This window comes from Campylobacter sp. RKI_CA19_01121 (assembly GCF_025771295.1).
In the GTDB taxonomy this organism is placed as follows: Bacteria; Campylobacterota; Campylobacteria; order Campylobacterales; family Campylobacteraceae; genus Campylobacter_D.
Genome location: NZ_JAKMQA010000003.1, coordinates 111303 through 136775, shown reverse-complemented (window position 1 = coordinate 136775; position 25473 = coordinate 111303). Strand labels below are relative to the sequence as shown.

Sequence of the window (25473 nt, the reverse complement as noted above, 5' to 3'; positions counted from 1 at the left end):
TGCTAAAACTCATTTTTAAACGCCTTTTATGGGCGTTTTTCTTGATGATTTTTGCAAGTTTTTTATGTTTTGTGATGATTTATCATGCTAAAGGAAGCGTGGTTTTTGCTAGTGTGCCTCAAGGTACTAGCCTTAAAATAAAAGAAGAAATCGAGCGTAATTTAAATTTAGACAAGCCCTTATTAGAGCAGTATGAAAATTGGCTTTTTAATGCTATGAAAGGCGACTTTTCCTACTCTTTAATTAGCGGAGAAAAGGTTAGTGAAATTTTAAAAGAAAAACTTCCCTATACCATCATACTAGGGAGTTTAGCTTTTTTTATACTTTTTGTGTTATCTTTGGTTTTAGCACTTTTTTGTGTTCTTTATAAAGATAGCTTTTTAGATAAATTTATCACTTTTTTAACGATGAGTTTTTTTGCATTACCTGCTTTTTCTTTATCATTAATGCTTATTTTAGTTTTTGCTGTATTTTTTAAGCTTTTTCCAAGTTCGGCTATTGCTGATATTGGCTTTGAAGATGATGTGTTTAATCGTTTGTGGCATTTGTTTTTACCAGTATGTGCTTTAGTGCTTTCGCATTTAGCTGTTTTTGTGCGTTTTATAAGGACAAGTTTGATTGATAGTTTAAATCAAAGCTTTATAGAAAGTGCTTTTGCAAGAGGGCTTAGTAAAACAAGAATTTATTTGCACTTTGTGTTAAAAGATGCTTTTGGTTCTATACTTGCGTACTTTGGTGCTTCTTTTGTGAGTTTTTTAATGGGAACTTATATAGTAGAAAGTGTGTTTTCTTATGAGGGCGTGGGAAATTTGGTAATTAAAAGCATATTGTTTAAAGACTATCCTGTGGTGCTAGCTGTGGTGATTTTTAGCATTTTAGTAGTGGTGCTTGTAAATTTGATCGTAGAAATAATTTGTAAGATGATTAATCCGAGGTTTGCTAATGCGTAAGTTTTACGTGATGATGATTTTGCTAAGTTTTGTTTTAGCACTTTTTGCACCTTTAATAAGCTCTTATGATCCAAATTTAGTGGATTTAAGTAAGGCTAAAATAGCCCCAAATTTAAGTCATATTTTTGGCACAGATTTACTTGGTAGGGATGTTTTTACGCGTATTTTATATGCCTTGCGTGTTTCTTTGTTTGTAGGGATAATGGCAGCATTTTTTAGTGTGCTTTTTGCTTGTGTTTATGTGTTTTTAACAAGATTTTTTGCTTATGCCTTTTTCGCTAGGGTGATTGATATGCTTTTAGCACTACCTTCTTTACTTGTGATTATGTTTTTTCAAAGCTTTTTGGCAGGATCTTTGTGGAGTATGATTTTTATCATCGCCTTGGGGCATTTTGCTTTTGTGGCAAAGGTGCTTGATACCCAACTGAATAAATTTCAAAAACTTGAGTTTTATCAAAACGCTATCATTTTAGGTTCTAGCAAGATGAAAGCTTTATTTAGCGAGCTTTTGCCTGCTTGTTGGAATTTGCTTTTTGTGCTTTTTGTTTTAAATATTGCTCATGCTATTACAAGTGAAGCCACTTTGAGTTTTTTTGGTTTGGGTGTAGAGCTTTGGACTCCAAGTTTAGGAAATATGCTAAATGAAGCAAGTAAGGCTGTGTTTTTAGGATTTTGGTGGATGATAGTTTTTCCAGTAGCCTTTATACTTATGCTTATTTTGCCTTTGCTTGCTTTGGGCAATGATTTACAAGAAGAGATTAAAGCATGATAGAAATTTCAAATCTTAACCTTAGCTTTAAAGATAAAATCTTACTAAAGGATATCAATCTTAATTTAGAAGATGGCAAAGCTTTGGCTATCATGGGCAAAAGTGGAGCTGGAAAAAGCTTGCTTTTAAAAAGCATGATTAGGCTTTTTAATAAACACTATAAACTTAATGCACAAAAATTTCAGATAGATCAAAAAGATATTTTAAATTTAAAAGAAAAAGAACTAAATGCCTTAAGAGCTAAGGTAAATTTACTTTTTCAAGATGTTTATGGGAGTTTTTATCCTCTTGTTGATATAGGGAGTTATTTTAATATAGTTTTAAAAACTCATACTAATTTAAGCACAAAAGAGATTAAAGAAAAAGCCTTTTATTATTTTGAGTGTTTAGGGCTTAAAAATCATGATCTTTTATGGCATTCTTTTATATATCAGTTAAGTGGTGGTATGGCAAGACGCATTCAAATAGCGCTAGCTTTGTTAAGCGAGGCTAAGTATTTATTGTGTGATGAGATTACAAGTTCTCTTGATAGGGCTAATGAAGAAAAAATCATCACTATTTTAAAAGAGCTAAAAACACAATTTAAAAATCTCATTTTCATCACGCATGATATAAATTTAGCTAAAGAACTTTGTGATGAGGTGGCTATCATAGAAGATAAAACTTTACTTTATCAAATGCCTGTAAAAGAGTTTTTAAGCAATCCAAAAGGTGTTTTTGCTAAAGAATTGTTAAATTGTTTTGAGAATGAAAATGTTTTTAGAAGTTAAAAATTTAAGCAAATCTTATAAAATTAAAAAACACTGGTATTTAAAAGAAGAAGAAATTTTTGTTTTTAAAGATGTGAGTTTTTCTTTAAATCAAAATGAGAATTTATTGCTTTGTGGGGAAAGTGGTAGCGGCAAAAGCACTCTAGCTAAAATTCTTTGTATGCTTGAACGAGCAAATACTGGAAAAGTTTTATTTGAAAATGAAAATATATTAAATTTAGATTTTAATACTCAAAGAAAATTACGCCAAAAAATTCAATATGTTTTCCAAGATCAAAAGCTAGCTTTAAATCCTTATAAAAGCACTAAAAGACTTTTACTTGATGTATATGAAAATTTTAAACTTAAGCCTGATTTTGAAGAGCTTTTTAAACTTTTTGATGCTTTTGAACTTGAAAAAGATATTTTAAATTTAAAACCCTCTAAGCTAAGTGGTGGTCAAAGCCAAAGATTAGGTTTGATTAGAGCTTTGCTTTTAAGGCCAAAATTGCTTATTTTAGATGAAATCACAGCAGCGCTTGATGTAGTAACTGCTTATAAAATTTTAAACTACTTGCACACTTTTCAAAAAATGCATGATATTACTTATATATTTATTTCTCATCAAGAAAAAATCTTACAAGATATATGCCATAAAAAAGTGTTCTTATAATAAAGATAAAAATTGTTTCATTTTGAAATACTTAAAAAATTATTTTTTTGATAATAAGTTTTTATATAGCTAAGTTAAAGTAAAATAAATTTTAATTATGCTTGAATAAAAGGTTTATTATGACGCACGCAACTATAGAGCATCAATACTTTGGCATCTTTGCAATGCTTGTTATTGCAAGTGTTATATTTTTTACTTTGGTGTACATTTCTTCTAAAATAGGCTCCAAACTCGCCTCTCATAATAGAAAAAAACTCGGACTTGGGATTTATGAGTGTGGGCCTATGGCTTCTAAGCAAGCAAACAAAATCAATTCTCAATTCTTTGTTTTTGCTTTGATTTTTATTTTGCTTGATATTGAAGTAGTATTTTTATTTCCTTGGGCGGTAATTTTTAAAGATTTAACCGCAGAGCTTTCAAATTATGGCCTATCTTTATTTGCCTTAGTGGAAGTGTTTGTTTTTATTTTATTACTTGCAGTAGGCTTTTTATATGCTTATAAAAAAGGAGCATTTGTATGGCAGAGTATCAAAAAATGAGTAATGCGCCAGTTGTTTTAACTACGGTTGATAAGTTAGTGCAATGGGGTAGGAGTAATTCTTTATGGGCGCTATCTTATGGGCTTGCCTGTTGTGCTATTGAAATGATGGCAGCAGGTGGTGCAAGATATGATTTTGATAGATTTGGAACGATTTTTAGAGCAAGTCCAAGACAATCTGAAGTAATGATTATAGCGGGTACTTTAAGCAAAAAACATGCTGAATTTACAAGAAGACTTTATGATCAAATGCCTGATCCTAAATGGGTTATCTCTATGGGTTCTTGTGCAAATACTGGTGGTATGTTTAATACTTATTCTACCGTTCAAGGGGTAGATAGAATCATTCCTGTTGATATTTATGTACCAGGCTGTGCCCCACGCCCTGAAACTTTTCAATTTGCTTTGATGATTTTGCAAAAAAGAATTCGTAAAGAAAAAGCAAGCAGAAAAATAGCTCCAAAAAGGCTTATATGATGAGAAAATATAGCGATAAGAAAAATGCTCAGCTAAAAAATTATTATGAAGATAGATTTTACCATGCACCTGCAACTAAAAAGCTAAGCACAGAGGGTAGTGCTTTTGAGAGTGATCATCAGATTTTAAGCCAAGAATTTGAATTAAAAAATTCTTTTATAGAGCTTGATTTTTGGGTAATTGAGATAAATAAAGATGATAATGTTGCTATTCTTAGCAAGCTTAAAAATTTAGGTTATAGTTGTTTTACTGACGCAAGTGCGATTGATTTTGTCGCTCAAAAACAAGGTTTTGAAGTATATTATCAGCTTTTAAATATGGAGAAAAATTTAAGAGTGAGAATAAAGACTTTCATTGGCTTAAAAGAAAGACTTCAAAGTGTTATGAGTGTTTTTAAGGGTGCTAATTGGTGCGAGAGAGAAATATATGATATGTTTGGAATTTTCATTATCAATCATCCGAATTTAAAAAGACTTTTAATGCCTGATGATTGGTATGGACATCCTTTTTTAAAAAGCTATCCTTTGCATGGTGATGAATTTGCTAAATGGTACGAGATAGATAAAATTTTTGGAAAAGAATATCGCGAGGTTGTAGGTGAGGAAAATAGAGATCCAGGTTTTGTAGATGAAAAAGACACGCTAAACTTTAGCAGAATTTATCATGAGGTTGGTAAAGGCGAAGCCCCAAGAGAAGATAAATACCTACAAGAATATCAAGAAGAAGGTGGCGTGCCTTTTGTGAAAAAAGCCAAAAGAACGCAAGTAAAAATTTTAGACAAGAGAAGATAAAATGCAAATTTCTACTAAATTAAAACCTTATTATGAAAATATAAGCTTTGAGCGTGAAGATGGTACTATGATAGTAAATCTTGGTCCCCAACACCCTAGCGCTCATGGAAATTTACGCCTTATTTTAGAACTTGATGGAGAAGAAATCACCAAGGCTGCTCCTTGTATAGGCTATATGCATCGTGGTATGGAAAAAATGGCTGAAAATATGATCTATCAAGAGTTTATCCCAACTACCGATAGAATGGATTATATCGCAGCTAGTGCAAATAATTATGCCTATGTAGCTGCTGTGGAAAAACTTTGTGGTTTGGAAATTCCACGCAGAGCAAGTGTGATAAGGATGATTTTGCTTGAGTTAAACCGCATTGCTTCGCATTTGCTATGGCTTGCTACACATGCTCTTGATATTGGTGCGATGACAGTATTTTTATACTGCTTTAGAGAGCGTGAATATGTGCTTGATTTAATAGAAAAATATTGTGGGGCAAGACTTACACATTCATCTATGAGAATAGGCGGGGTAATGCTTGATTTACCTGAAGGTTTTTTAGATGAACTTTTAGCATTTTGCAATAAATTTCCAAATGATATAAAAGATTATGAAGCCTTGCTTGATGATAATAGAATTTGGCGCGCAAGAACTGAAAATGTAGGAGTGGTAAGTAAAGAACAAGCGCTAAGTTGGGGTTGTAGCGGGGTTATGCTAAGAGGAAGTGGGATTGCTTATGATGTTAGAAAAGAAGAGCCTTATTTGCTTTATGATGAGGTAGATTTTGGCGTGCCTGTGGCTAAAATGGGTGATTCTTATGCAAGATATAAAGTTTATATGCAAGAATTTAGAGAAAGTTTAAAAATTTTAGTTCAATGTGCTAAGCTCTATCAAGATACTCCGCCTGAAATTTTATGCAATCATCCTGAGTATGTAAGTGCTTCAAAAGAGCAAATCATGACACAAAATTATTCGCTTATGCAACATTTTGTCCTAGTAACCCAAGGCTTAAAACCACCAAAAGGAGAGGTGTATGTGCCAACTGAAAGTCCAAAAGGCGAACTTGGGTTTTTTATTCACTCAGATGGTAGCGGTAGACCATATAGATTAAGAGCTAGAACCCCAAGCTTTTTTCACTGTGCGTTTTTAGAAGAAATGCTTATAGGGTCATATTTGGCTGATGCGGTGGCGATTTTAGGAAGTATTAATATAGTTTTAGGTGAGATAGACCGATGAGACGCGTGGATTTAAGAAAAAGTCAAGATTTGTTTAAGGATTTAGAACAAATCATTCAAAATGCCTATATGGGTGAAGTTTTGGTGGTTTTGTTTGAAATAGGAGATTTTTCTAATGTAGAAAAAAGTTTTGCTTTCATAAAAGAGCAAAATTGTGAACTTTTAAATTCTTTAAAATTTAATCAAGTAGATTGGACTATAGTTTTTAAAAAGGTAGGACAATGAAATTAGCAAAATATCAAGAAGGTTTAAATGCTTTGTGTTTTGTGGATTTACTTTCTTTAAAAAATCCTTCACTTTGTGCTAAGCTTAACAAAAGTAAAAATTACAATATTTCCTGTTTAGAAGATAAAAATTTAAAAGCAAGCTTTTATAAATGTGAGATTGCAAGTGTGCCTTTTGTGCTTGCATTACTTTGTAAGATAAGTTTGGATACTGAATTTAATGAGCTTGATGAGGGTTATTTAAGTGCTGAATCTTGCTTTGGCGAAGAAGAGGCTTTAGAGATTTTGGAGTTTTTAAAAGAAGCAAAGTGTATTATTTTTGATGAAAATTTATACCAACATAAAGACTTTGAAAATATTAAGTATTTTTTAGAAAAACTTTGTCATAAATTTGAACTTTTATTGATTTGTTCTAATGAAAATGAAGAAAATTTGTCAATACAAAATTCTTTTAGTGAACTTTTAGAACTTGATAATTTTGACGGAACTATCATCATGCAAGCACCTTTAAGGGATAAAAATTTGCATTGTTCTTCATCTTTTGCTTTGATTGCCAAGGTTAAGGATGAGGATAAAATTAATTTAAAAATAAACACTCAAGAATTTATAACTATAGTAAAAATCAATCATGATTTAAAAGGCACGGTGGCTTTGTTTGATTATGAAAGCGCTGGTTTTGCTTTTTCAAAAGCTCAAGTTAAGGTTATAAAATGAAAGTTATCATTAATGGTATAGAATGTGAGGCAAATGAGGGTGAGTATATCTTAAATGTCGCAAGAAAAAATGATATTTTCATTCCTGCAATTTGTTATTTAAATGGTTGTTCTCCAACACTTGCATGTCGTATGTGTATGGTAGAAGCTGATGGTAAAAAGGTTTATTCTTGTAATACTAAAGTTAAAGAAGGTATGGTAGTAGAGAGTGATTTGCCAAATTTATGGGATGAGCGTAATGCTATCATGCAAGCATATTGTATCAACCACCCTTTACAATGTGGGGTATGTGATAAATCTGGCGAATGTGAGCTTCAAAACTTTACACACAAAGCAAGAGTAAATGTGCAAAATTATTGGATTAAAGATACCCATAAAGAGCATAAAAAATGGGGCGAGATTAATTATGATCCAGCTTTATGTATAGTGTGTGAAAGATGTATCACAGTTTGTAAAGATAAAATAGGTGAAAGTGCTTTAAAAACTACTCCAAGAGGAGCAAACGCGCCCGATGCAAGTTTTAAAGAGAGTATGAGTAAAGACGCATTAGCTATTTGGACTAAATTTCAAAAGAGTTTAATTGCACCGAGTAGTGGCGATATGCTTGATTGTTCTTTTTGTGGAGAATGTACAAGTGTATGTCCAACGGGAGCTTTGGTGGGTTCGGCTTTTCAATATACATCTAATGCTTGGGAGTTAAAGAAAATTCCAGCTAGTAATCCACATTCAAGTGATTGTGAGTTGATGTATTATGATATTAAACAAACTAGTATTAATAATCAAAAAGAAAAAATTTATAGAGTGAGTAATGATTTTGCTTTTGCTACGCTAAATAAAGCTGCAAGATATGGTTTTAATACCCAAAATGAAGTTCAAGGTAAAGACGAAAAAGCTTTTGAAAAACTAGTAAATATGATAAAAAATAATGAAATAAAAAATATTTTATTTAATAGTTTTATTACTAACGAAGAAGCTTTAATCTTGCAAAATTTAAGTAAAAAATTTAATCTTAATCTTATAAATCATGAAGCTAAAAAATTCCAAGATTTCCTAGCTTGTTTTTATCAAAATGCAAATGCAATGTATAATGCAAATACAGACGATATCACTCAAAGTGATTTTTTAATCATCGTAGGTTCGTTTTTACGCTATGATGCGCCAACGCTAGGATATAAAGTTAATAACGCTTTGGTAATGAATAAAGGTGCAGGACTATATTTTCACCCTATAAAAGATAAAGGCGTGGATAAATATTCTAAAAATTTCTTGCAGATTAATCATGATATTAAAGATAATGAAAGTATTTTATTATTTATCTTGCAAAAATTTGCCAAAGAGTTTCCACAAGAATTTAAAAATACATTAGAAAATGCGTATTACCAAGGCACTAAAGAAATTGAAGAAACTATTAATGAAGAAGTTATTGAAAAGATAGAAAAGCAAAATGAAAATGGCGAAACTATTATAGAAGAAGTTAAAAAACTTGTGCCTAAAAAAATTAAAAAAAGCATAGAGGTGCAAAGATCAAATTATGCGAAAAATCTTGGCATAGATGAGGATATTTTAGAAACTTTATTAGCTAAAAAGCAAAAATTTACACTTATTATAGGAAGTGATTTTTACTATGATGAGCAAAGTGCAAAGCTAGCAAAACTTTGTGCTTTGGTGCAAAAATATACTGATTTTAAAGTCTTTTTAAATCCAACTTGTACCAATACTTTAGGCGTGAGTTTAATTTGTGATTTAAGTCAAGATTTTCAAGCGGGAAAAACACTAGGTTATAACGAAAAAGGCGATTTTACTTTTTCTTATGATGGGCATTTTGATCTTGCAAGTTCTAGTTTAAATCAACAAGAAGGTAGCTTTGTAAATTATGACAAAAGATTAGTTCCTACAAATGCAGCTTTAGAATTTAAAGGTTATTTTTTAAATGATTTAGCAAATGCTTTAGGTTTTGATGAGGAATTTACAATCAACTATACTAAATTTTTACCACAAAATAAAGGCTTTATGGCAATTGATTTTGATGAGTTGGAAAATCATTATGATAATGGTGGGGCAAATCATAGAGGCTATGAGCTTGATTTTTCTCATTTTGAGTTTGAAAAAACATTAAGCACTCAAGAAGTCAAAGAGCAAAATGAAGGAAATTTAACCTTATATCATGCAAATTGTATTCACCAGTTTTCAAAGCTTAGCAATAGAGCTTTTAATGAGGTTGGAGCTTTATTTTTATCGTCTGATTTAATGCAAAAATTTGATTTAAACCAAGATGATAGTGTTATTTTAAAAAATGAAAAAACTCAAATTGCTATAAGTGTAAAATGTGATGAATCTTTAGAAAATGGCGCGTATTTGGGGGATTATGATAGTAAGATTGATTATAAATCTTTATTTAATAATACTCGATATGCAAAAGTTTGGCTTGAAAAAGCAGGAGCTAAAATATGAGTGATATTACTTTTTTTATTATAGAAACAATTATCAAATGCGTGCTTGTTATAGCTATTTTTGCTACTTTAGCAGGCTTGGCAACTTATCTTGAAAGAAAGGCTTTGGCTTTATTTCATCGTCGTTTAGGGCCTGATATGGTAGGTCCTTTTGGATTGCTTCAAGTAGTTGCTGATATGATTAAGCTTTTTACTAAAGAAGATGTAGTGCCAACTTATGCTCAAAAAGTGGTGTTTTTAATCGCTCCATTGATTGCAGCAATTTGTGCTTTTGTAGCAATTGCAGCTATACCTATTTTTCCTGAGTTTACTTTATTTGGTAGAGTGATTCGTCCTATTATCGCTGATATTAATGTGGCCTTGTTATTTGTCATAGGTATGGGCGGGGTTAGTTTTTATGCGATTTTTTTAGGAGGCTTGGCTAGTAATAATAAATGGTCATTGTTAGGCGGGGCAAGAGGGCTTGTTTCTATTATCTCTTATGAGAGCGTTGCAGGACTTTCTTTGGTGTGTGTTGTAATGCTTGTTGGATCTTTGTCTTTAGTAGATATTAATAATTATCAAAGTGAAGGCATACTTTCTTGGCTTATTTTTAAACAACCTTTAGCTTTTATTTTATTTGTGATAGCTATTTTTATAGAAACTAATAGAACTCCACTTTGTTTAAGTGAAAACGAAACCGAACTTGTTTCAGGTTATGGCACTGAATATAGCGGACTTAGATGGGGTATGTTTTTTATCGGAGAATATACAGCCATGATTACCGGAGCGATTATGATATCGCTTTTATTTTTGGGTGGATTTAATGATTTTTGGATTATACCAGGGGCTATTATGATGCTTTTGAAAGTGTCTTTTGTGTTTTTTTGGTATTTTTGGGCTAGAGGTGCTTTTCCGCAACTGCGTCCTGATCAAGTAATGAGAATGTGTTATTTGATTTTAATTCCTTTAGCGGTTTTAAATTTATTAATTAGTGCTTTAGTACTTGTGGTATAGGAAAAACAATGAAAAAAGGTTATTTTAAAGTAGATTTTGAGCGTAAAAATCCTCAAAATGTTTATGAAAAATTCATACAAGTAATCAAGCGTTCTTTAAATACAGAACTTTTTGTAGGTTTATTTGTCGTATTAAGAGAAATGTTTAAAAAAAATAATAGTGCAACGATTAAATACCCTATGGAAAAAGTTGCTTTAGATAATCGCTACCGTGCGGTACATCGTTTGATGCGTTTTATTGAAAGTGAAAATGAATGTTGTATTGGTTGTGGCTTGTGCGAAAAAATTTGCATTAGCAATTGCATAAGAATGGAAACAAGTTTAAGCGAAGATGGACGTAAAAAGGTTGAAAATTATAGTATCAATTTAGGACGTTGTATTTATTGTGGCTTTTGTGCTGATGTTTGTCCTGAACTTGCTATTGTACATGGTAAAGAGTATGAAAATGCAGCAGAGCAAAGATCGTATTTTGGTCAAAAGCAAGATTTTTTAACTCCTATTGATGAGCTTAAAAATCAAGTGGTATTTGAAGGAAGTGGTAGTTTAAGAAAAGATGCTGATGATTTAGTAAAGAAAACTCCAAATTATTACGAGATAGATTTGCAAAGACAGCAAGATACCCCAAAGGAAGAAAATGTTTGAAACGATAGCTTTTTGTTTGTTAAGTGTTTTGGTATTGGGATTTTTTCTAATTAGTGTTTTAAGTACTAGTGTACTTTATGCTATTAGTTCTTTAGCTGCGGCTATGGTGTTTTTGAGCGGATTTTATTTTTTACTTAATGCTGAATTTATTGGAGCGATTCAAATTATCGTTTATAGCGGGGCTATTTTAGGTCTTTATAGTTTTGCTATGATGTTTTTTGATGCTTCGATAAAAGTAAAGGAAAGTCTAAAAGGTAAAAGAGTATTTATTTTTGCTGTGATTTTTAGTGCTATTTTGTTAATTAGTATTATTATGGGCTATAACTTTGGTTTAAATGAAACTAGTGAAGTTTATGATCTTGATTCAACTCAGCAAATAGGTTTTACTTTATTTACAAAATACATGCTCGCTTTTGAATTTATGGCAATTTTACTTTTAATAGCTTTAATTTGCGCTATAGCACTTACTCAAAAAAATATAAAAAAGGATGAGCAATGATGTTAGAAAAATACTACATTGTGGCTATTTTGATGTTTATCATTGGTCTAATAGGTATTATAAAACGCCAAAATTTAATTATGCTTTTTATTTCAAGTGAAATTTTATTAAACGCTGCTAATTTGGCCTTAGTTACAGCAGGAGCTTCTCATAAAGATATTGAAGGACAAATTTTTGCTTTATTTGTAATGGGGGTTGCAGCTTGTGAAGTAGCTGTTGGAATAGCACTTTGTGTTTTATGGTATAGAAAAACAGGAACACTAGAGCTTAGTTCTTTAGCTGAAAAAGGAGAGTTAAAATGCAAAATTTAGCTTTAATTGCACTTTTTTCTCCTTTAGTTTCAGCTATTGTTTTAGGTATTTTTGCTTTTAGTGCTAAGAAAATTATTTTAGGTTATTTAGCTTCTTTGCTTATAGCTTTTTCAGCACTTGCTTCAATTATTTTATTAAGCAATGGAGTGCATTTTAATTTTGAACTTGGTACTTGGATATCTTTGGTAGATGTTAGTTTTGGTTTTAAAATAGACTCTATTACTTTAATTATGATGAATGTAGTAAGCATAGTTGCTACTTTTGTGCATTTATATAGTATATTTTATATGGAACACGATGAAGGGTTTAATCGCTATTTTAGTTATTTAGGACTTTTTGTTTTTTCTATGATGTTCTTGATTATGAGTGATAATTTCTTAGGACTTTTCATAGGTTGGGAGGGCGTTGGACTTTGCTCATGGCTTTTGATAGGTTTTTGGTATCATAATGAAAAATATACCTTTGCTGCTAATGAAGCATTTATCATGAATAGAATTGCAGATTTGGCTTTGCTTTTAGGAATTTTCTTAATTTATATAGAGTTCAATTCTTTAAAATACGATGAGTTTTTTACCCTTTTATCTTTAGGGCATGAAAATGATATGATTTTGATTTTAATAGCGCTTTTACTTTTTGTAGGTGCTATGGGTAAATCAGCACAATTTCCTTTCCATACTTGGCTTGCTGATGCTATGGCAGGACCTACACCAGTTTCAGCACTAATCCATGCTGCGACTATGGTTACTGCTGGAGTTTATTTGGTGATTCGTGCTGGAGAGCTTTATTTGCAAGTTCCTGAAGTAGGGTATTTTATCGCTATACTTGGAGCTTTTGTAGCGCTTTTTGCCGCTTCTATGGCTATGGTGGCTAAAGACTTAAAGAGAATTATTGCTTATTCAACGCTTTCTCAACTTGGGTATATGTTTGTAGCAGCAGGTCTTGGGGCTTATGCTATAGCTTTATTTCATCTAGCGACCCATGCATTTTTTAAATCTTTATTGTTCTTAGGTGCAGGTAATGTTATGCATGCGATGAATGATAAGCTTGATATTAGCAAGATGGGTGGACTTTATAAAAGTATGCGTTTTAGTGCTATTTTAATGCTTATAGGCTCTTTGGCTTTGGCAGGAATTTATCCTTTTGCAGGATTTTTCTCCAAAGATTTAATTTTAGGATTTTCTTTTATAAGTCATCATCATGGAATTTTCTTGGTACTTTTAATAGCAGCTTTTATGACAGCTTTTTATAGTTTTAGACTTTTAATGCTTGTATTTTTTACTCCAAAAAGACATGAAGAACATCCTCATGAAGCTAGTAAAATAGCTTTATTTGCGATGAGTCCTTTGGCTTTGCTTGCTATTGTTGCAGGATTTTTTGAGCATAGCTTTATGGAGTTTGTAAGTAAAAATTTAGCTTTTATTGATGGGCAAAATTCTTTAGTTATGATGCTTGCAAGTGCTGCTGCAGTGCTTGGAGTGCTTTTAGCTATCATAGCTTATTGGAAAAATTGGTTTAAACCATCACTTTCTAAAACAAGTATTTATAAGCTTTTGTTTAATGAATACTATATACCAAGGTTTTATCATCAATTTATTGTTAGTAAATATGCTTTATTTTGTGAATTTTTAAGAAAAAGCGATAAAGAAATTTTAGATACTTTGGTAGATAGTGTTGCATTTTTCCTTAAAACTTTTGCTAGGACTCTTAGTATAGGTAAGGATTATTCTTTGGTTTTAAGAATTGCAGTGTTGGCTTTTGTATGTTTATTTTGTTTAGCGTTGGCGGTGTAGAATGCTTAGTTTATTAATGTTATTTCCATTTTTTGCAGCTTTTATAGCTTTGTTTTTGCAAAAAGAAGATAGCAAGTCTTTTGCTATTTTAGTTAGCTTTTTGATTTTAGTTTTTAATGTTTTTTTATTGTTTAATTATCATAATGGTATAGCTTATGAGTTTAGTTTAAATTCTTTAATAGTTAATTTTCATATCGGTGTAGATGCTATAGCGCTTTACTTGATGTTGCTTTGTTCTATTATGATTTTTTTATCTTTTATATGTTTGGATATTCAAGATAAAAGTGTTGTAGTAAGTATATTTTTATTGCAATTTTGTATTATAGGACTTTTTGCTTCATTGGATGCTTTATTGTTTTATGTATTTTGGGAGTTTTCTCTTATACCTCTTATTTATTTAATAGGCAGATATTCAGATAATTATAAAGCAGGGATTAAATTTTTCATTTATGCATTTTGCGGTTCTATGCTCATGCTTTTAGCGATTATTTATGTAGGATTTTTGTATTATCAAAGTTTTGGGTATTGGAGTTTTGATTTACTTGCTTGGTATAAGAGTGAATTTTTCATACCTGAAAGTGTGCAAAATTTAATCTTTATAGGATTTTTTATCGCTTTTGCGATTAAAAGTCCTTTGTTTCCTTTTCACACTTGGGCGCCAAAAGTTTATGCAAAAAGTCCGACTTTAGTATCTGTAATGCTTGTTAGTTTTAAAATGGCTCCTTTTGGATTTTTAAGATTTATCTTGCCTTTAACACCTGATACTTTAAATCATTATTATTCTTTACTTGCTATTTTATGTATAGTTGGAATTTTATATGCAGCTTTAATTGCTTTTAAAACCAAAGATTTAAAAGAATTAATTGCTTATAGCTCAATTTCGCATTTGGGTGTGGTGATTTTGGGTATTGTGACTTTTACTTATAATGGGGTTAGTGGTTCTGTATTTTACATGTTTGCACATGGTATAGTAACGGGTGGTTTGTTTTTGGCTGCTTATATGCTTTATAAAAGATATCATACTTTTGATTTAGACTTTTATAAAAATTTAGCTAAAACAGCTCCATTATTTAGCTTTTTCTTTGCGGTGTTATTATTTTCATCTATTTCACTGCCTTTGACTATTTCTTTTGTAGGTGAGTTTTTAATTTTACAAGGCATAGCAAGTGTGAATTTGTGGTATGCATTATTTGCAGGTGGTGTGATTATTTTAGGGGCTATTTACATGTTAAATATTTATAGAAATATGTTTTTTGCCACTAGTGAAGAAAAAATGGAGAAATTAATATTAAAAAAAGGTGAAATTTTTGTTTTGGGTATTTTAAGTGCCTTGGTAATTTATTTAGGGATAGCTCCAAGTGCTATGCTTGATGAAATTGCTTTGAATGTAAATAGCATTCTTGAAGTTATGCAAACAAGAAATATTGCAATAGAAAATCAAAAAATCATAGATGATATAAGAGGTTTTTAATGAGTGGCTTTAGTTTAGAAAAATTCAATTTTGTATTATTATTTCCTGTGTTGTCATTGCTTTTTTGGGCTATTGTTTTGCTTTTATTGGATGCATTTAAAAAGCTTTCTAGAAATTTTTATATAGGAGCAAGTGTTATAGCTTTATTTAGCGCTTTGTGTTTTTTATTGCTTTATAATGGCTTTGTTTTAGATAATTCTCATGCCTTTTTTGGTTTATTTGTAAGTGATAATTATGCAATTTTTGCTCAAATAGTTATTTTAGTTTTTTCAATGCTTTATTTATTAATGGATAAAGATGAGCAAAAGGCAGAGTTTTTTTCTTTGTTTTTATTTATGATTGCTTCTTTGATATTGATGATATCAAGTACTAATTTAATTGTAATTTTCCTAGCCTTAGAAGGTTCTTCTTTAGCTCTTTATACGTTAATAGCACTAAGAGGAACTCATAATGCTATTAGCTCTAGTATAAAGTACTTTACTTTAGCTGCGGTAGGCGCTGGGTTTTTTGTCTTTGCTTGTGCTTTTGTGTATTTAAAAATTAAGTCTTTGGATTTAGATAATTTATTGCATTCTGAATATATTTCAGATCCTATCTTGCTTTGTGCTGGAGTAATGTTTTTAGTTATTGTTGGAGTAAAACTTTCTATTGCACCTTTTCATTTTTGGTTAAAAGATGTGTATTGTGGTGTACATACAAATTTTATAGCATTTATATCAATTGTTCCAAAAATAGCTATGATAATAGTAGTTTTAAGAATTTTTTCTGCTTTGGGTGGTGGGGTAAAATTTGAATACATAGTAGCATTGCTGGCGATTTTTTCTATGCTTGTTGTAAGTATTGTAGCTTTAATCCAAAAAGATGTGAAAAAAATGCTAGCATATAGTTCTATTACTCATTCTTCTTTTATATTAGCAGTTATTGTTTCTAGTATGAGTGTGAGCTCTCAAGGAGATGAGACTTCTTATTTGCTTTCAATTTTTGCTTTATTTGTGTATTGGATTTCTTTTGCTTTTGCAAATTATGGAATTTTTTTGATATTGAGTTTATTTCAAAAAAGTTCATTTGAGAGTTTTTCGGGCTTGTTTAATCAAAGACCAGTATTGTCTATAATGCTAGCTATATTCATTTTGTGTATAGCAGGTATTCCGCCTTTTGGTATTTTTTGGGGTAAAATTTTAATTTTAGCTTCTATTTTAAACTCAGGCTATTATGTACTTATATTTGCTATAGCTTTAAGTTCTATGATTATGCTTTATGCTTATTTAAAAATTTTAATTTATGTTTTTTTCAAAAAGGCTCAAATCATAGAAAGTGCAAACTTAGATGTAAAACAAAAGATTATTTTATGCTTGTGTTTGATTGGAAGTGTTTCTTGCGTGTTTTTGCTTTTGTAAAATAATATTGCTATAATCACGCTTATGATAAGGGTTTTATTTTTATTTTTATTAAGTATAACTTATACATTTTCTTTTGAAATTATTGTTAATAAAGGGGAAGAGCATAAACGCCCTTTTACGCTTTTGCATTTAAAAGATGATAAGGATTTTACTTGCAAAAGTGTTTTTGAATTTGAAAAAACCCATTTTGAGTGCAATGTTTTAGGTGTTAGCAATATGCAGTTTCAAAATAAAGAATTTGATGATTTTACGATTTATTTTGAAAAGCACCAAACTTTTTTGACAATCAAAATCTATCCTAAAATTTTAGCTAAGATGTTTAATTATTCTCAAGATATTTTTAATGCTAAAGAAATTCAAAGTCAAAGTGAAGATGCTTCTAAGCATTTTGTATTTATTTTTACCAAAGATTTAAGGTATTATAAACCTAGCGATGGGCTTGATTTTGATATTTATTTTGATGATGCATTAATGCCTTATATTGGAGCACTAGATTTAAATTCTAATCCTATGGAAACTTCAAAAAGTGCAGATTTTAATGCTTATTTTAGTATAAAACAAGAATATGAAGCAAAAAAATATGATCAGGTTTTAAGGGATGCAACTAGCGCTATTAAGCGTTATCAGGGTAGTGTATTTATGAATGAATTTGAGCTTTATAAATTAAGAGCTCAAAATAAACTATACACTTATGAACTTGATAAAGACCAGGTAATTTTAGAGCAAATGTTAGATGATGCTAAAAGATGGGTAAGAACTTATATTAACGATAAAGATTATACAGAAGTAATGTATATTATGATGAGAGTTTATATGGGTTTATCGCAAAGATCTAATGTTGAATATATTATAGATACTTTAAATACTGAACACAAAGGCGATAAATATACTATAATGGCTTTACTTGATTATGCAGATTATTTGTATCATTTGGGTAAAAAAAATACCGCAAATAATATTTATCAAGATGTGTATTATTCTACTCCAAATGCAGATTTAGCCAGTAGAGCTGCTTTATTTTTATCAAAAAATCATCTAGAGGCAAAAAATATAAAAGAAGCCAAAGAATTAGCAAATAAAATTTTAGAATCAAACCCTGAATTTTTCATGAGCGATTTAGAAAATTCTTTATTATTAGCAAAAGCTTTTGCTAATAATAGGGTTTATGATTTAAGTTCTAAAATTTATGAGTATATTTTTACGCATTTAACCAAGGTAGATAAAGAATATGAAAGAGTATTAAAAGATCTTGCCTTGTCTTTATTAAATGCAAATGAGCATATTAAAGCTCAAAAATATTTAGATCTTTATGCAGAAGATTTTCCTTTGGGTGAATATGTGAGTTTAATTAAAGAAGCACAAGATAAAAACTTTTTATATTTAAAAGATGCTAATGCAAGTTTTTTGCATCAAAAATATGAAGAAATTATGAAAAAATACGCTGGAGAAATTTCTAGTAAGGCGCTGTTTGATAATGTCAAATTATATTTTCAAGAAAAAAATTATGAAAAGGTTATAAGTTATCAAAAAGACATTGAAAAATACTCCAATAAAGAAGTAAAAAATCTTTTAGAACAAGCTGCTATTTTGGTTTTAGAGCAAAGATTAAAAAATGATGAGTGTTTGGCTGCTATTAAAATATATGATGATTTTAAAGCTTATAATATAGGAGGCAAAATACAAAATAAAAAGCAAATGCTTGAATGTTTTAAACGCACAACGCGCATAGAAGAAGCTAAAAAATACATAGTGGAAAATGAAAACGATGATATTATCTTTTATAAGCTTCAAAGTGCTGATTTAGCTCTTAAAGATAAACGCTATAACTTTGTTATAAAAACAATTAACGATATTTTAAACACAAGAACGATTATTAGCGATAATGAAAAATTTGAAGCAAATTATATTAAATTTTTTGCCGAACTTAGATTGCAAGATTATAATGCCATGATAAGAACTTTACAAAAACTAGAGCAGTTTCCTATGAATTATCGTATGGTGGAATTATATTATGAGTTTTTGCGTTATTGTGAAAAAAATAATTTTCTAACAAGTATTTTAAACTATGCTCCAAAGGCTATTGATTATCAAAACTTAAAGGGAGTAAATCTTTTTAGTCCCGATTTAGAATTTATCTATATCAAAGCTTTAAAACAAAGCAATCAAGCTCAAAAAGCCTTAACTTTGTTTAAAGACTTACTTGCTAATCCTTTAAAAGATGATGAGCGCGCAAGAGTTTTTTATGTGCAAAGCAATATTTATGAAGATTTAAAAGATGTGCAAAATCAAAAACAAAGTTTGCAAAATTGTATAGATATTAACGCAACGAGTAATTGGCAAAATTTATGTAAAGATAAATTAAATGTCTTAAATACTCAGCCTTGATATTTTTTTAAAATATAAGCTTTTAAACTCTCATAAGCATTTTGAAAATCTAAAATTTCTTTATTGAATTTTTTATTAAAAGTTCTTTGTCTTTTAGCAAGTTGTCTTGTGTGGATGATGATGAGCTCTTCAAGCTCATTTAAATTTATTTTTTTATCTAAAAACTCTTTGCATTCTTTTAAACCTATGGAATTTAGTGCTTTTAAATGATGATCATAATTATCAAATAACATTTTAGCTTCATCTATTAAGCCCTCGTTTAGCATATTTTTAGTGCGCTTAATAATGCGTTTTTCTAAAAGATCTTTTTGCCAAGAAATTTCAAAAATATCAAGTTTTTTAATCAAAGCTTCTTGTTTGGTTTCTTTTAAAACTTCACTTGGAATTTTATTAGTTTGCTCATAAATTCCAAGCCATTTTTTCAAACGATAAGTATCGTTTTTTTCTATTTTTGCTTGTGGATCAATTTTTATCATTAAATGATAAATTTCATCGTTACTTAGTGTGCTTTGACTTTCTTTGAAATTTTCACTCAAGCCATCCATTAAAGCTTTTAAATAAAAGCTAGTTCCACCTGTGATAATAAGCATTTGATTATTTTTTTGGGCAAAAGCCTTTGCTTTTTTGTATTCTTCAAAAAACAAAGCGATGTTAAAATGCTCATTGACATTTAATAAATTTATGCCAAAATAATCAAGCTCATCTAAGGTTTTTTGCTCTGTTTTGGCTGAAGCGATGTTGATTTGTTTATACACGCAAAGACTATCAAGGCTTAAAATACTTGTATTAAATTCATAAGCTAGTTTATTAGCAAGTTCTGTTTTGCCACTTGCGGTAGTTCCAATGAGTGCAAATTCAAAAAACATCGTAAAAATATCCTAAATTTAAAATTATTTTAGTAAAATCATAACAAAAATATATTATAAAGAGAAAAAATGCCTATATTAAAAGAAAAATTGAAAGATATTTTAGACTTGATAGTTTTTAAGCATTCTATTTTTGCTTTGCCCTTTTTATTTACTTCAATGATTGTGGCTTCTGTTATTTTAAATGATAGCACTTGGTTTGGCTTTAAGGCTTTATTTTTGGGTGTTATTTGTGCAGTGAGTGCAAGAAATTTTGCAATGGCGATTAATCGTTTGATGGATGAGGATATTGATAAAAATAATCCAAGGTGTGCAAATAGACCTAATATCGATGGGCGTATAGGTAAAACTAGTATTTTACTTTTTATTATTTTAAATGCTATTGTTTTTGTTTTGGCAAGTTATTTTATTAATAAGCTAGCTTTTGCTCTTTCTTTGCCGGTATTGTTTATTTTAGCTATTTATTCAGCTTTTAAAAGATTTTCATCCTTAGCGCATTTAGTATTAGGATTTTGCTTAGGGCTTGCTCCTATTGCAGGTAGCATTGTAGTTTTGGGAAGTATTGAAATTTATAGTGTGATCTTGTGTTTGGGTGTTACTTTTTGGACAGCTGGTTTTGATTTGCTTTATGCTTTGCAAGATATGGAATATGATAAAAAAACAGGCTTGTACTCTATACCTGCTAAATTTGGGCTTGAGGCAACCTTATTTATCTCAGCGTTTTGTCATGTTTTAGCAGTACTTTTTTGGCTTTTATTTGTTTGGGTGGCTCCAACGGGAAATATTGCCTTTTTAGGCGTGATAATTAGTGCGATTATTTTATTTTTTGAGCACCGCATAGTTAGAAAGAATTTTGCAAAAATCGATAAAGCATTTTTTACTTTAAATGGGTATTTAAGTATAGTGTTTTTTATATTTATTTGGGTTGATCTTTTATGGAGATAAATTTTTTTAAAAGCTCATTAGAACTTGAGTTTGAAGAGAGTAAAGAAAGATATGAAGAGTTTTTGCAAGAATATCTTTCAAGTAATAACTATGTTAATTTAAGCAAATGGAAAAAGCTTGCCTCAAGAGTGGAATTTAGCGAGGGTGAGCAAATTATTTTTGATTTGCTTATGGATTTAAAGCAAGAATTGTATTTGATAAAAAATGATATCAATAAAACAAAATTATTTACAGATTTAAAATATAAAGCTTTTGTGGTAGGTGTAAATTTTGCACACATTCAATTTAAAGAAAAGTGTTTGACTCAAGATGAGGAATATTATGCAAGATTTGAGTTAAATGGTCAAAAAATTAGTATTTTTTTTAAAGCTTTAAATGAAAATGAGGCAAAAATCACACAAATAAAAGCAGAAGATGAGCTTGTATATGATAATTTTGTGGCAAATATGCAAAGAGCGATGATTAAGATTTTAAAGGAGCAAGAAAATGGGTAGTGATTTATTATTGTGGCTTGTGGTAGCTTTATTAATTTTTGCTATGTTTGCTTATATGATGATAAAAGAAAAAGAAAGTATTGCTAAGATTAACGAGCTTGGTAAGATGATAGAAGATTTAAATAAGCAATATCATTATTTAAAAAAAGAAAGTTTAGATGAACAAGAGCAAAAAAAAGAGGAAATAGATACTGAAGCCATTAAAGAAGAGCTAAAAGAAGAACTTTTGCAGGTATTGGAACAAAAAATTAATCAAAATATCCTTCCTATTTTAAGTGCTTTAAAAGAAGTAGAAGAGGTGATTGAAGAATTTCAAAGTGAGCAAAAAAATCGTTTATTAAATTTAGAACAAAAAACCCAAAGTATTACAAAATTAAGCCCAAGCTATGATAATGAAGAACAAAAGGTAATAGAGCTTTTTAATCAAAAAAAATCCATTGAGCAAATTGCCAAAGATTTGCGTATAGGCATGGGCAGAGTTGAGCTTATTTTGAAATTTAATAAATTATTATAAAGGCCTTTGATGTTGGTAGATAGTTATGGAAGAGTGATTGATTATTTAAGAATTTCAGTAACACAAAGATGTAATTTTCGTTGCCTTTATTGCATGCCAAAAACTCCATTTGAATGGAGTGCTAAGGAAAATCTTTTATCATTTGAAGAACTTTTTATGTTTGTTAAGGTTTGCATTGATGAGGGGGTTAAAAAAATTCGTATTACAGGTGGTGAGCCTTTAGTAAGAAAAGATTTGCATAAATTTATTGCTATGATTAGTGAGTATAAGCAGGATATAGACTTAGCACTTACTACTAATGCTTCTTTGTTAAAACAACAAGCAAAAGATTTAAGACAGGCAGGTTTAAAAAGAATTAATATCTCTTTAGATACCTTAAAAGAAGAAGTGGCTTTTAAGTTAGCCCAAAAAAATATACTTAAAGATGTATTAAATGGTATTAATGAGGCTTTAGAATTAGGCTTTAATATTAAATTTAACACCGTAGCTCTTAAAGGGATTAATGATAGTGAATTTATCGATCTTTTAGAATTTGCCAAAGCACGCAAAAGCCAAATTCGCTTTATAGAATTTATGGAAAATTATCATGCTTATGGAGATTTAAAAGGCTTAAAATCAGCAGAAATTTTAAATATTATTGCTCAAAAATATTCTTTTAAACAAGGACAAAAAAGTCCAAATGCACCTGCGACTATTTATGAGCTTGAAGATGGGTATGAGTTTGGCATTATTGATCCACATAGCCATGATTTTTGTGATAGTTGTAACCGTATAAGACTTTCAGCTGAAGGGCTTTTAATACCTTGTTTATATTATGATGAGGCTTTAAGCATTAAAAAGGCTATACGTAATAAAGACATAGCAGGTGCTTGTGAGGTTTTAAAAACCGTGATAAAAAACAAATCAGAAAAAAATAGATGGGCAGAAAATGAAGCCAATCAAAGTTCTACAAGAGCCTTTTATCAAACAGGTGGATAATGGAAGTTGTTGAAACTTTTTTAAGCTTGCAAGGTGAGGGAAAATATAGTGGAAATTTAGCTGTATTTGTAAGGTTTGCTGGGTGTAATTTTAACTGTATAGGCTTTGGAGTAAAAAAAGAAAAAGATTCTAAAATGCTTTTGGGCTGTGATACTATAAGAGCTGTTTTTACCAAAGAATTTAAAACTTGTTATAAAACCTATACTTCAGCAAAGCTTTTTGATGAGGTTTTAAAGTTAGCAAATTCACGCAAAGTTATAGTTGTCATTACAGGCGGTGAGCCTTTGTTAAATTATCAAAATAAAGATTTTTTGTGTTTTATTAATTTGCTTTTAGAAAATGATTTTAAAGTGCATTTTGAAACCAATGCAAGCATTGAAATTGATTTTGAAAAATATCCTTTGTATAAAAAATGTTATTTTGCTTTGGGTGTAAAGCTTAGTAATAGCGGGGTTAAAAAAGAAAAAAGGATTAATGAAAAAGCGTTGAAAGCTTTTAAATATTATGCTAAAGATAGTTTTTATAAATTTGTTTTAGATAAGGATTTTTTACAAGAAAATAAAGCCTTAGGCGAAATTAATGAAATTTTACAAATTTGTGAAAATGAGGTATTTTGCATGCCTATGGGGTCAAGTGAAGAAGAAATTTCTAAAAATGCCTTAAGTATTGCTGAATTTTGTATAAAAAATGGATATAATTACTCCGATAGATTGCATATTAGAATTTGGGGAGATAAAGAAGGCGTATGATTATTAGAAAAATGTTTGAATTTGAAAATGCTCATATTGTTAGATTTTGTAGCTCCAAGCGATGTAAAACAAGCATACATGGACACTCTTATAAGGTAGAAATTTTACTTGAGAGTAAATACCTTGACAATGCGGGAATGGTGTATGATTTTGGTTTGTTAAAAGATGAAATAAAACAAATTATTGATAGTTTTGACCATGCTATTACGCTTTTTAAAGATGATGATAAAGTTTATTTAGAAGATATGAAAAAACACTCACAAAGATGGGTAAGTTTACCTGTGAATGTAAGTGCAGAAAATTTTGTACGCATATTTTTTGTACTGATAGATACTTTGCTTTTAAAGACTAAGATGGTCAATGGCGAGCAAGGTGTTAGCTTAAAAAGTATTATTGTGCATGAAACAAGAACAGGCTATGCACAAGGTTTTAGAGAAGATGCTTATAGTGAGTTTTTACCAAAGATAAATTTGGCAGATATTGAATTTTCACAATCTATAAGCGATGAATGGAAAGATAAAGATTTTTTTAAAAAACTTCAAGATGCAAATTTTGTTTTTATTAATCAAAAGGAGGTGTAATGAAAAAGATTTTATTGATTGTGCCATTATTGTTTTTTATTGCTTGCTCAAGTCAAGAAGATACAAGCGTAAAAAAAGAGGTGCAGACTGAGCAAGTTCAAATTGAGCAAAGTGATTCTAATGTGATTATAGATGATGATACGCTTCCTATACCTGTAGATGATGATATCAAAGATGAAAATAACACACAAGGACAGTGATGGATCAAAGTTATGAGTTTTTTTTAGCATTACATGTATATAGTTTATACGCAAATGGCTTTTTAATGTTATTTTATTTGTATTTAACTCAAAGTAGTTTTTCGCAAGAGTTTATTTTTATAAAAAGAATTCGCCTATTTTTGCCAATTTATTATTTATTTTTAGCAATTACACTTTTTACAGGAAGTTTGCTTTGGGCTTTAAAGCATTTTGAGCTAAATTTATACATGCTTTCTATGTGGTTTTGTTGGATTTTTATCTTTGCCTTGGCTATTTATCAATTTGTTTTATTTAAAAAAGCAAGATTGTTCAAACGTTATGCTAAATTTAGATTTTTAAGCTTTTTTATTTTGTGTTTAGGAATATTTTTACTTTTTGTGCCTTATTTGCTTCAAAGGTTTTATTTTTAATGCGATTTTTGTATCACCCACAAAGCGGTGCTTTAAATTTAGAGTTAGAAAATGAAGCTTTCTTGCATTTAAAAGCTAGAAGAATTAAAGTAGGCGATAAAATCATATTAAAAAATTTAAAAGATTTTTTTGCTTATACTTATGAATGCATAGAGTTTTCTAGACGCTCATGTGCATTAAATTTACTTGATAAAAAAGAAGAAAAACAAGAATTAAAAACGCATTTACACCTAGCTTTAGCGGTGATTGATCCAAAGATTATAGAAAAAACCTTACCTTTTTTAAATGAACTTGGAGTAGCTAAGCTTTCTTTTGTGTATATGGATTATTCACAAAAGAATTTTAAATTAGATTTTAAAAGAATGGAAAAGATTCTTATAGAATCATCCCAGCAATGCGGTCGCGCCTCTTTAATGGAGCTTGAAAGCTTTGATGATTTTAAAAAATTTCAGCAAGTTTATAAAAATATTGTTTTAATAGACTTTGAAGGTGAAGATTTGATGAGATTTGAACCTAGTAAACATGTATTTTTAATTGGAGCTGAAGGTGGATTTTCGCAAAAAGAAAGAGAGGAGAATGTAAAAAAAGCAAAATTACAGGCTGGTTTTATACTTAAAGCGCAAACAGCTTTAATAGGGGTTGCTTCAAAATTCATAATTTAAAAACATGCTTAAATTTAGCT

At 29.9% G+C, this 25473-nt stretch carries 29 protein-coding genes; 28 read left to right on the top strand and 1 reads right to left on the bottom strand.

Going from position 1 to position 25473, the window contains the following annotated elements; genetic code table 11:
* Window positions 1-11 precede the first annotated feature (11 nt).
* The 19 genes from L8T90_RS02535 (at window position 12) to L8T90_RS02445 (ending at window position 19054) form a co-directional block, all read left to right on the top strand.
* A complete protein-coding gene (locus tag L8T90_RS02535) occupies window positions 12-950 on the top strand; it encodes an ABC transporter permease (protein ID WP_318529793.1) in 939 nt (312 codons plus the stop codon).
* Window positions 943-1719, top strand: a complete 777-nt coding sequence (locus L8T90_RS02530) for an ABC transporter permease (protein WP_263736622.1) — start codon at window positions 943-945, stop codon at window positions 1717-1719. Before L8T90_RS02535 ends, L8T90_RS02530 begins: the two co-directional genes overlap by 8 nt.
* Window positions 1716-2489 carry an ATP-binding cassette domain-containing protein gene (locus tag L8T90_RS02525; RefSeq protein WP_263736621.1) on the top strand — a complete coding sequence of 258 codons (774 nt, stop codon included), beginning with the start codon at window positions 1716-1718 and terminating at the stop codon, window positions 2487-2489. Before L8T90_RS02530 ends, L8T90_RS02525 begins: the two co-directional genes overlap by 4 nt.
* Window positions 2473-3141 (top strand): ATP-binding cassette domain-containing protein, encoded by a 669-nt coding sequence (locus L8T90_RS02520; RefSeq protein WP_263736620.1) that lies wholly within the window; start codon window positions 2473-2475, stop codon window positions 3139-3141. The genes L8T90_RS02525 and L8T90_RS02520 overlap by 17 nt, the downstream gene beginning before the upstream one ends.
* Window positions 3142-3260: 119 nt before the next feature.
* Window positions 3261-3680: an NAD(P)H-quinone oxidoreductase subunit 3 gene (locus L8T90_RS02515; protein ID WP_263702288.1), complete on the top strand. Its 420-nt coding sequence runs from the start codon at window positions 3261-3263 to the stop codon at window positions 3678-3680.
* On the top strand, window positions 3659-4156 hold the full coding sequence (locus L8T90_RS02510) for a NuoB/complex I 20 kDa subunit family protein (protein WP_039619352.1): 498 nt from the start codon (window positions 3659-3661) through the stop codon (window positions 4154-4156). Before L8T90_RS02515 ends, L8T90_RS02510 begins: the two co-directional genes overlap by 22 nt.
* The gene (locus L8T90_RS02505) at window positions 4156-4947 is read left to right on the top strand and encodes an NADH-quinone oxidoreductase subunit C (protein WP_263736619.1); all 792 of its coding nucleotides are present in this window, start codon (window positions 4156-4158) and stop codon (window positions 4945-4947) included. The genes L8T90_RS02510 and L8T90_RS02505 overlap by 1 nt, the downstream gene beginning before the upstream one ends.
* 1 nt (window position 4948) lies before the next feature.
* Window positions 4949-6175: an NADH dehydrogenase (quinone) subunit D gene (gene nuoD / locus L8T90_RS02500; protein ID WP_220701708.1), complete on the top strand. Its 1227-nt coding sequence runs from the start codon at window positions 4949-4951 to the stop codon at window positions 6173-6175.
* On the top strand, window positions 6172-6399 hold the full coding sequence (locus tag L8T90_RS02495) for an NADH-ubiquinone oxidoreductase subunit E family protein (protein ID WP_039642382.1): 228 nt from the start codon (window positions 6172-6174) through the stop codon (window positions 6397-6399). Before nuoD ends, L8T90_RS02495 begins: the two co-directional genes overlap by 4 nt.
* Complete coding sequence (locus tag L8T90_RS02490) at window positions 6396-7112, top strand: hypothetical protein (RefSeq protein WP_263736618.1); 717 nt, start codon at window positions 6396-6398, stop codon at window positions 7110-7112. The genes L8T90_RS02495 and L8T90_RS02490 overlap by 4 nt, the downstream gene beginning before the upstream one ends.
* Window positions 7109-9562 carry an NADH-quinone oxidoreductase subunit G gene (locus tag L8T90_RS02485; RefSeq protein ID WP_263736617.1) on the top strand — a complete coding sequence of 818 codons (2454 nt, stop codon included), beginning with the start codon at window positions 7109-7111 and terminating at the stop codon, window positions 9560-9562. The genes L8T90_RS02490 and L8T90_RS02485 overlap by 4 nt, the downstream gene beginning before the upstream one ends.
* A complete protein-coding gene (gene nuoH / locus L8T90_RS02480) occupies window positions 9559-10557 on the top strand; it encodes an NADH-quinone oxidoreductase subunit NuoH (protein WP_263736616.1) in 999 nt (332 codons plus the stop codon). The genes L8T90_RS02485 and nuoH overlap by 4 nt, the downstream gene beginning before the upstream one ends.
* Before the next feature lie 8 nt (window positions 10558-10565).
* Entirely contained in the window at window positions 10566-11198 is a 633-nt protein-coding gene (gene nuoI / locus L8T90_RS02475; RefSeq protein WP_263736615.1) for an NADH-quinone oxidoreductase subunit NuoI, read from the top strand.
* Entirely contained in the window at window positions 11191-11697 is a 507-nt protein-coding gene (locus L8T90_RS02470; protein ID WP_263679527.1) for an NADH-quinone oxidoreductase subunit J, read from the top strand. The genes nuoI and L8T90_RS02470 overlap by 8 nt, the downstream gene beginning before the upstream one ends.
* Complete coding sequence (gene nuoK, locus L8T90_RS02465; protein WP_039667768.1) at window positions 11697-12008, top strand: NADH-quinone oxidoreductase subunit NuoK; 312 nt, start codon at window positions 11697-11699, stop codon at window positions 12006-12008. The genes L8T90_RS02470 and nuoK overlap by 1 nt, the downstream gene beginning before the upstream one ends.
* The gene (gene nuoL, locus L8T90_RS02460) at window positions 11996-13798 is read left to right on the top strand and encodes an NADH-quinone oxidoreductase subunit L (RefSeq protein WP_263736614.1); all 1803 of its coding nucleotides are present in this window, start codon (window positions 11996-11998) and stop codon (window positions 13796-13798) included. Before nuoK ends, nuoL begins: the two co-directional genes overlap by 13 nt.
* A gap of 1 nt (window position 13799) precedes the next feature.
* Complete coding sequence (locus tag L8T90_RS02455; RefSeq protein ID WP_263736613.1) at window positions 13800-15269, top strand: complex I subunit 4 family protein; 1470 nt, start codon at window positions 13800-13802, stop codon at window positions 15267-15269.
* Entirely contained in the window at window positions 15269-16666 is a 1398-nt protein-coding gene (locus tag L8T90_RS02450) for an NADH-quinone oxidoreductase subunit N (RefSeq protein ID WP_263736612.1), read from the top strand. The genes L8T90_RS02455 and L8T90_RS02450 overlap by 1 nt, the downstream gene beginning before the upstream one ends.
* Before the next feature lie 24 nt (window positions 16667-16690).
* Window positions 16691-19054 carry a tetratricopeptide repeat protein gene (locus L8T90_RS02445; RefSeq protein WP_263736611.1) on the top strand — a complete coding sequence of 788 codons (2364 nt, stop codon included), beginning with the start codon at window positions 16691-16693 and terminating at the stop codon, window positions 19052-19054.
* Here the strand turns inward: L8T90_RS02445 and miaA are convergent.
* Window positions 19045-19920, bottom strand: coding sequence for a tRNA (adenosine(37)-N6)-dimethylallyltransferase MiaA (gene miaA / locus L8T90_RS02440; protein WP_263736610.1), 876 nt, complete (start codon window positions 19918-19920; stop codon window positions 19045-19047). The two genes, L8T90_RS02445 and miaA, sit on opposite strands and share 10 nt — an antisense overlap.
* A gap of 69 nt (window positions 19921-19989) precedes the next feature.
* Between miaA and mqnP the strand changes: the two genes are divergently transcribed.
* Genes mqnP through L8T90_RS02395 form a run of 9 tightly spaced genes read left to right on the top strand, consistent with a single transcriptional unit; the run spans window position 19990 to window position 25453 of the window.
* A complete protein-coding gene (gene mqnP, locus L8T90_RS02435) occupies window positions 19990-20865 on the top strand; it encodes a menaquinone biosynthesis prenyltransferase MqnP (protein ID WP_263663876.1) in 876 nt (291 codons plus the stop codon).
* Entirely contained in the window at window positions 20856-21359 is a 504-nt protein-coding gene (locus L8T90_RS02430; RefSeq protein ID WP_263708468.1) for a hypothetical protein, read from the top strand. The genes mqnP and L8T90_RS02430 overlap by 10 nt, the downstream gene beginning before the upstream one ends.
* Window positions 21352-21873: a hypothetical protein gene (locus tag L8T90_RS02425; RefSeq protein ID WP_263736609.1), complete on the top strand. Its 522-nt coding sequence runs from the start codon at window positions 21352-21354 to the stop codon at window positions 21871-21873. The genes L8T90_RS02430 and L8T90_RS02425 overlap by 8 nt, the downstream gene beginning before the upstream one ends.
* Window positions 21874-21882: 9 nt before the next feature.
* A complete protein-coding gene (moaA, locus tag L8T90_RS02420; protein WP_263663879.1) occupies window positions 21883-22851 on the top strand; it encodes a GTP 3',8-cyclase MoaA in 969 nt (322 codons plus the stop codon).
* Window positions 22851-23600 carry a 7-carboxy-7-deazaguanine synthase QueE gene (locus L8T90_RS02415; protein WP_263736608.1) on the top strand — a complete coding sequence of 250 codons (750 nt, stop codon included), beginning with the start codon at window positions 22851-22853 and terminating at the stop codon, window positions 23598-23600. Before moaA ends, L8T90_RS02415 begins: the two co-directional genes overlap by 1 nt.
* The gene (locus tag L8T90_RS02410) at window positions 23597-24181 is read left to right on the top strand and encodes a 6-pyruvoyl trahydropterin synthase family protein (protein WP_263736607.1); all 585 of its coding nucleotides are present in this window, start codon (window positions 23597-23599) and stop codon (window positions 24179-24181) included. The genes L8T90_RS02415 and L8T90_RS02410 overlap by 4 nt, the downstream gene beginning before the upstream one ends.
* Window positions 24181-24381: a hypothetical protein gene (locus tag L8T90_RS02405; RefSeq protein WP_039668882.1), complete on the top strand. Its 201-nt coding sequence runs from the start codon at window positions 24181-24183 to the stop codon at window positions 24379-24381. The genes L8T90_RS02410 and L8T90_RS02405 overlap by 1 nt, the downstream gene beginning before the upstream one ends.
* Entirely contained in the window at window positions 24381-24791 is a 411-nt protein-coding gene (locus L8T90_RS02400; protein WP_263679516.1) for a hypothetical protein, read from the top strand. The genes L8T90_RS02405 and L8T90_RS02400 overlap by 1 nt, the downstream gene beginning before the upstream one ends.
* Entirely contained in the window at window positions 24791-25453 is a 663-nt protein-coding gene (locus L8T90_RS02395) for a 16S rRNA (uracil(1498)-N(3))-methyltransferase (RefSeq protein WP_263736606.1), read from the top strand. The genes L8T90_RS02400 and L8T90_RS02395 overlap by 1 nt, the downstream gene beginning before the upstream one ends.
* Window positions 25454-25473: the final 20 nt, after the last annotated feature.

Coding starts and splice junctions, on each gene's coding strand:
- nuoL (WP_263736614.1), top strand. CDS start 11,996: ATGCAAAATTTAGCTTTAATTGCACTTTTTTCTCCTTTAGTTTCAGCT.
- L8T90_RS02425 (WP_263736609.1), top strand. CDS start 21,352: ATGGGTAGTGATTTATTATTGTGGCTTGTGGTAGCTTTATTAATTTTT.
- L8T90_RS02445 (WP_263736611.1), top strand. CDS start 16,691: ATGATAAGGGTTTTATTTTTATTTTTATTAAGTATAACTTATACATTT.
- L8T90_RS02450 (WP_263736612.1), top strand. CDS start 15,269: ATGAGTGGCTTTAGTTTAGAAAAATTCAATTTTGTATTATTATTTCCT.
- L8T90_RS02400 (WP_263679516.1), top strand. CDS start 24,381: ATGGATCAAAGTTATGAGTTTTTTTTAGCATTACATGTATATAGTTTA.
- nuoK (WP_039667768.1), top strand. CDS start 11,697: ATGTTAGAAAAATACTACATTGTGGCTATTTTGATGTTTATCATTGGT.
- L8T90_RS02515 (WP_263702288.1), top strand. CDS start 3,261: ATGACGCACGCAACTATAGAGCATCAATACTTTGGCATCTTTGCAATG.
- L8T90_RS02455 (WP_263736613.1), top strand. CDS start 13,800: ATGCTTAGTTTATTAATGTTATTTCCATTTTTTGCAGCTTTTATAGCT.
- nuoI (WP_263736615.1), top strand. CDS start 10,566: ATGAAAAAAGGTTATTTTAAAGTAGATTTTGAGCGTAAAAATCCTCAA.
- L8T90_RS02405 (WP_039668882.1), top strand. CDS start 24,181: ATGAAAAAGATTTTATTGATTGTGCCATTATTGTTTTTTATTGCTTGC.
- L8T90_RS02415 (WP_263736608.1), top strand. CDS start 22,851: ATGGAAGTTGTTGAAACTTTTTTAAGCTTGCAAGGTGAGGGAAAATAT.
- L8T90_RS02505 (WP_263736619.1), top strand. CDS start 4,156: ATGAGAAAATATAGCGATAAGAAAAATGCTCAGCTAAAAAATTATTAT.
- L8T90_RS02470 (WP_263679527.1), top strand. CDS start 11,191: ATGTTTGAAACGATAGCTTTTTGTTTGTTAAGTGTTTTGGTATTGGGA.
- L8T90_RS02395 (WP_263736606.1), top strand. CDS start 24,791: ATGCGATTTTTGTATCACCCACAAAGCGGTGCTTTAAATTTAGAGTTA.
- L8T90_RS02485 (WP_263736617.1), top strand. CDS start 7,109: ATGAAAGTTATCATTAATGGTATAGAATGTGAGGCAAATGAGGGTGAG.
- L8T90_RS02520 (WP_263736620.1), top strand. CDS start 2,473: ATGTTTTTAGAAGTTAAAAATTTAAGCAAATCTTATAAAATTAAAAAA.
- moaA (WP_263663879.1), top strand. CDS start 21,883: ATGTTGGTAGATAGTTATGGAAGAGTGATTGATTATTTAAGAATTTCA.
- L8T90_RS02525 (WP_263736621.1), top strand. CDS start 1,716: ATGATAGAAATTTCAAATCTTAACCTTAGCTTTAAAGATAAAATCTTA.
- L8T90_RS02495 (WP_039642382.1), top strand. CDS start 6,172: ATGAGACGCGTGGATTTAAGAAAAAGTCAAGATTTGTTTAAGGATTTA.
- L8T90_RS02530 (WP_263736622.1), top strand. CDS start 943: ATGCGTAAGTTTTACGTGATGATGATTTTGCTAAGTTTTGTTTTAGCA.
- nuoH (WP_263736616.1), top strand. CDS start 9,559: ATGAGTGATATTACTTTTTTTATTATAGAAACAATTATCAAATGCGTG.
- L8T90_RS02490 (WP_263736618.1), top strand. CDS start 6,396: ATGAAATTAGCAAAATATCAAGAAGGTTTAAATGCTTTGTGTTTTGTG.
- nuoD (WP_220701708.1), top strand. CDS start 4,949: ATGCAAATTTCTACTAAATTAAAACCTTATTATGAAAATATAAGCTTT.
- L8T90_RS02510 (WP_039619352.1), top strand. CDS start 3,659: ATGGCAGAGTATCAAAAAATGAGTAATGCGCCAGTTGTTTTAACTACG.
- L8T90_RS02430 (WP_263708468.1), top strand. CDS start 20,856: ATGGAGATAAATTTTTTTAAAAGCTCATTAGAACTTGAGTTTGAAGAG.
- miaA (WP_263736610.1), bottom strand. CDS start 19,920: ATGTTTTTTGAATTTGCACTCATTGGAACTACCGCAAGTGGCAAAACA.
- L8T90_RS02410 (WP_263736607.1), top strand. CDS start 23,597: ATGATTATTAGAAAAATGTTTGAATTTGAAAATGCTCATATTGTTAGA.
- mqnP (WP_263663876.1), top strand. CDS start 19,990: ATGCCTATATTAAAAGAAAAATTGAAAGATATTTTAGACTTGATAGTT.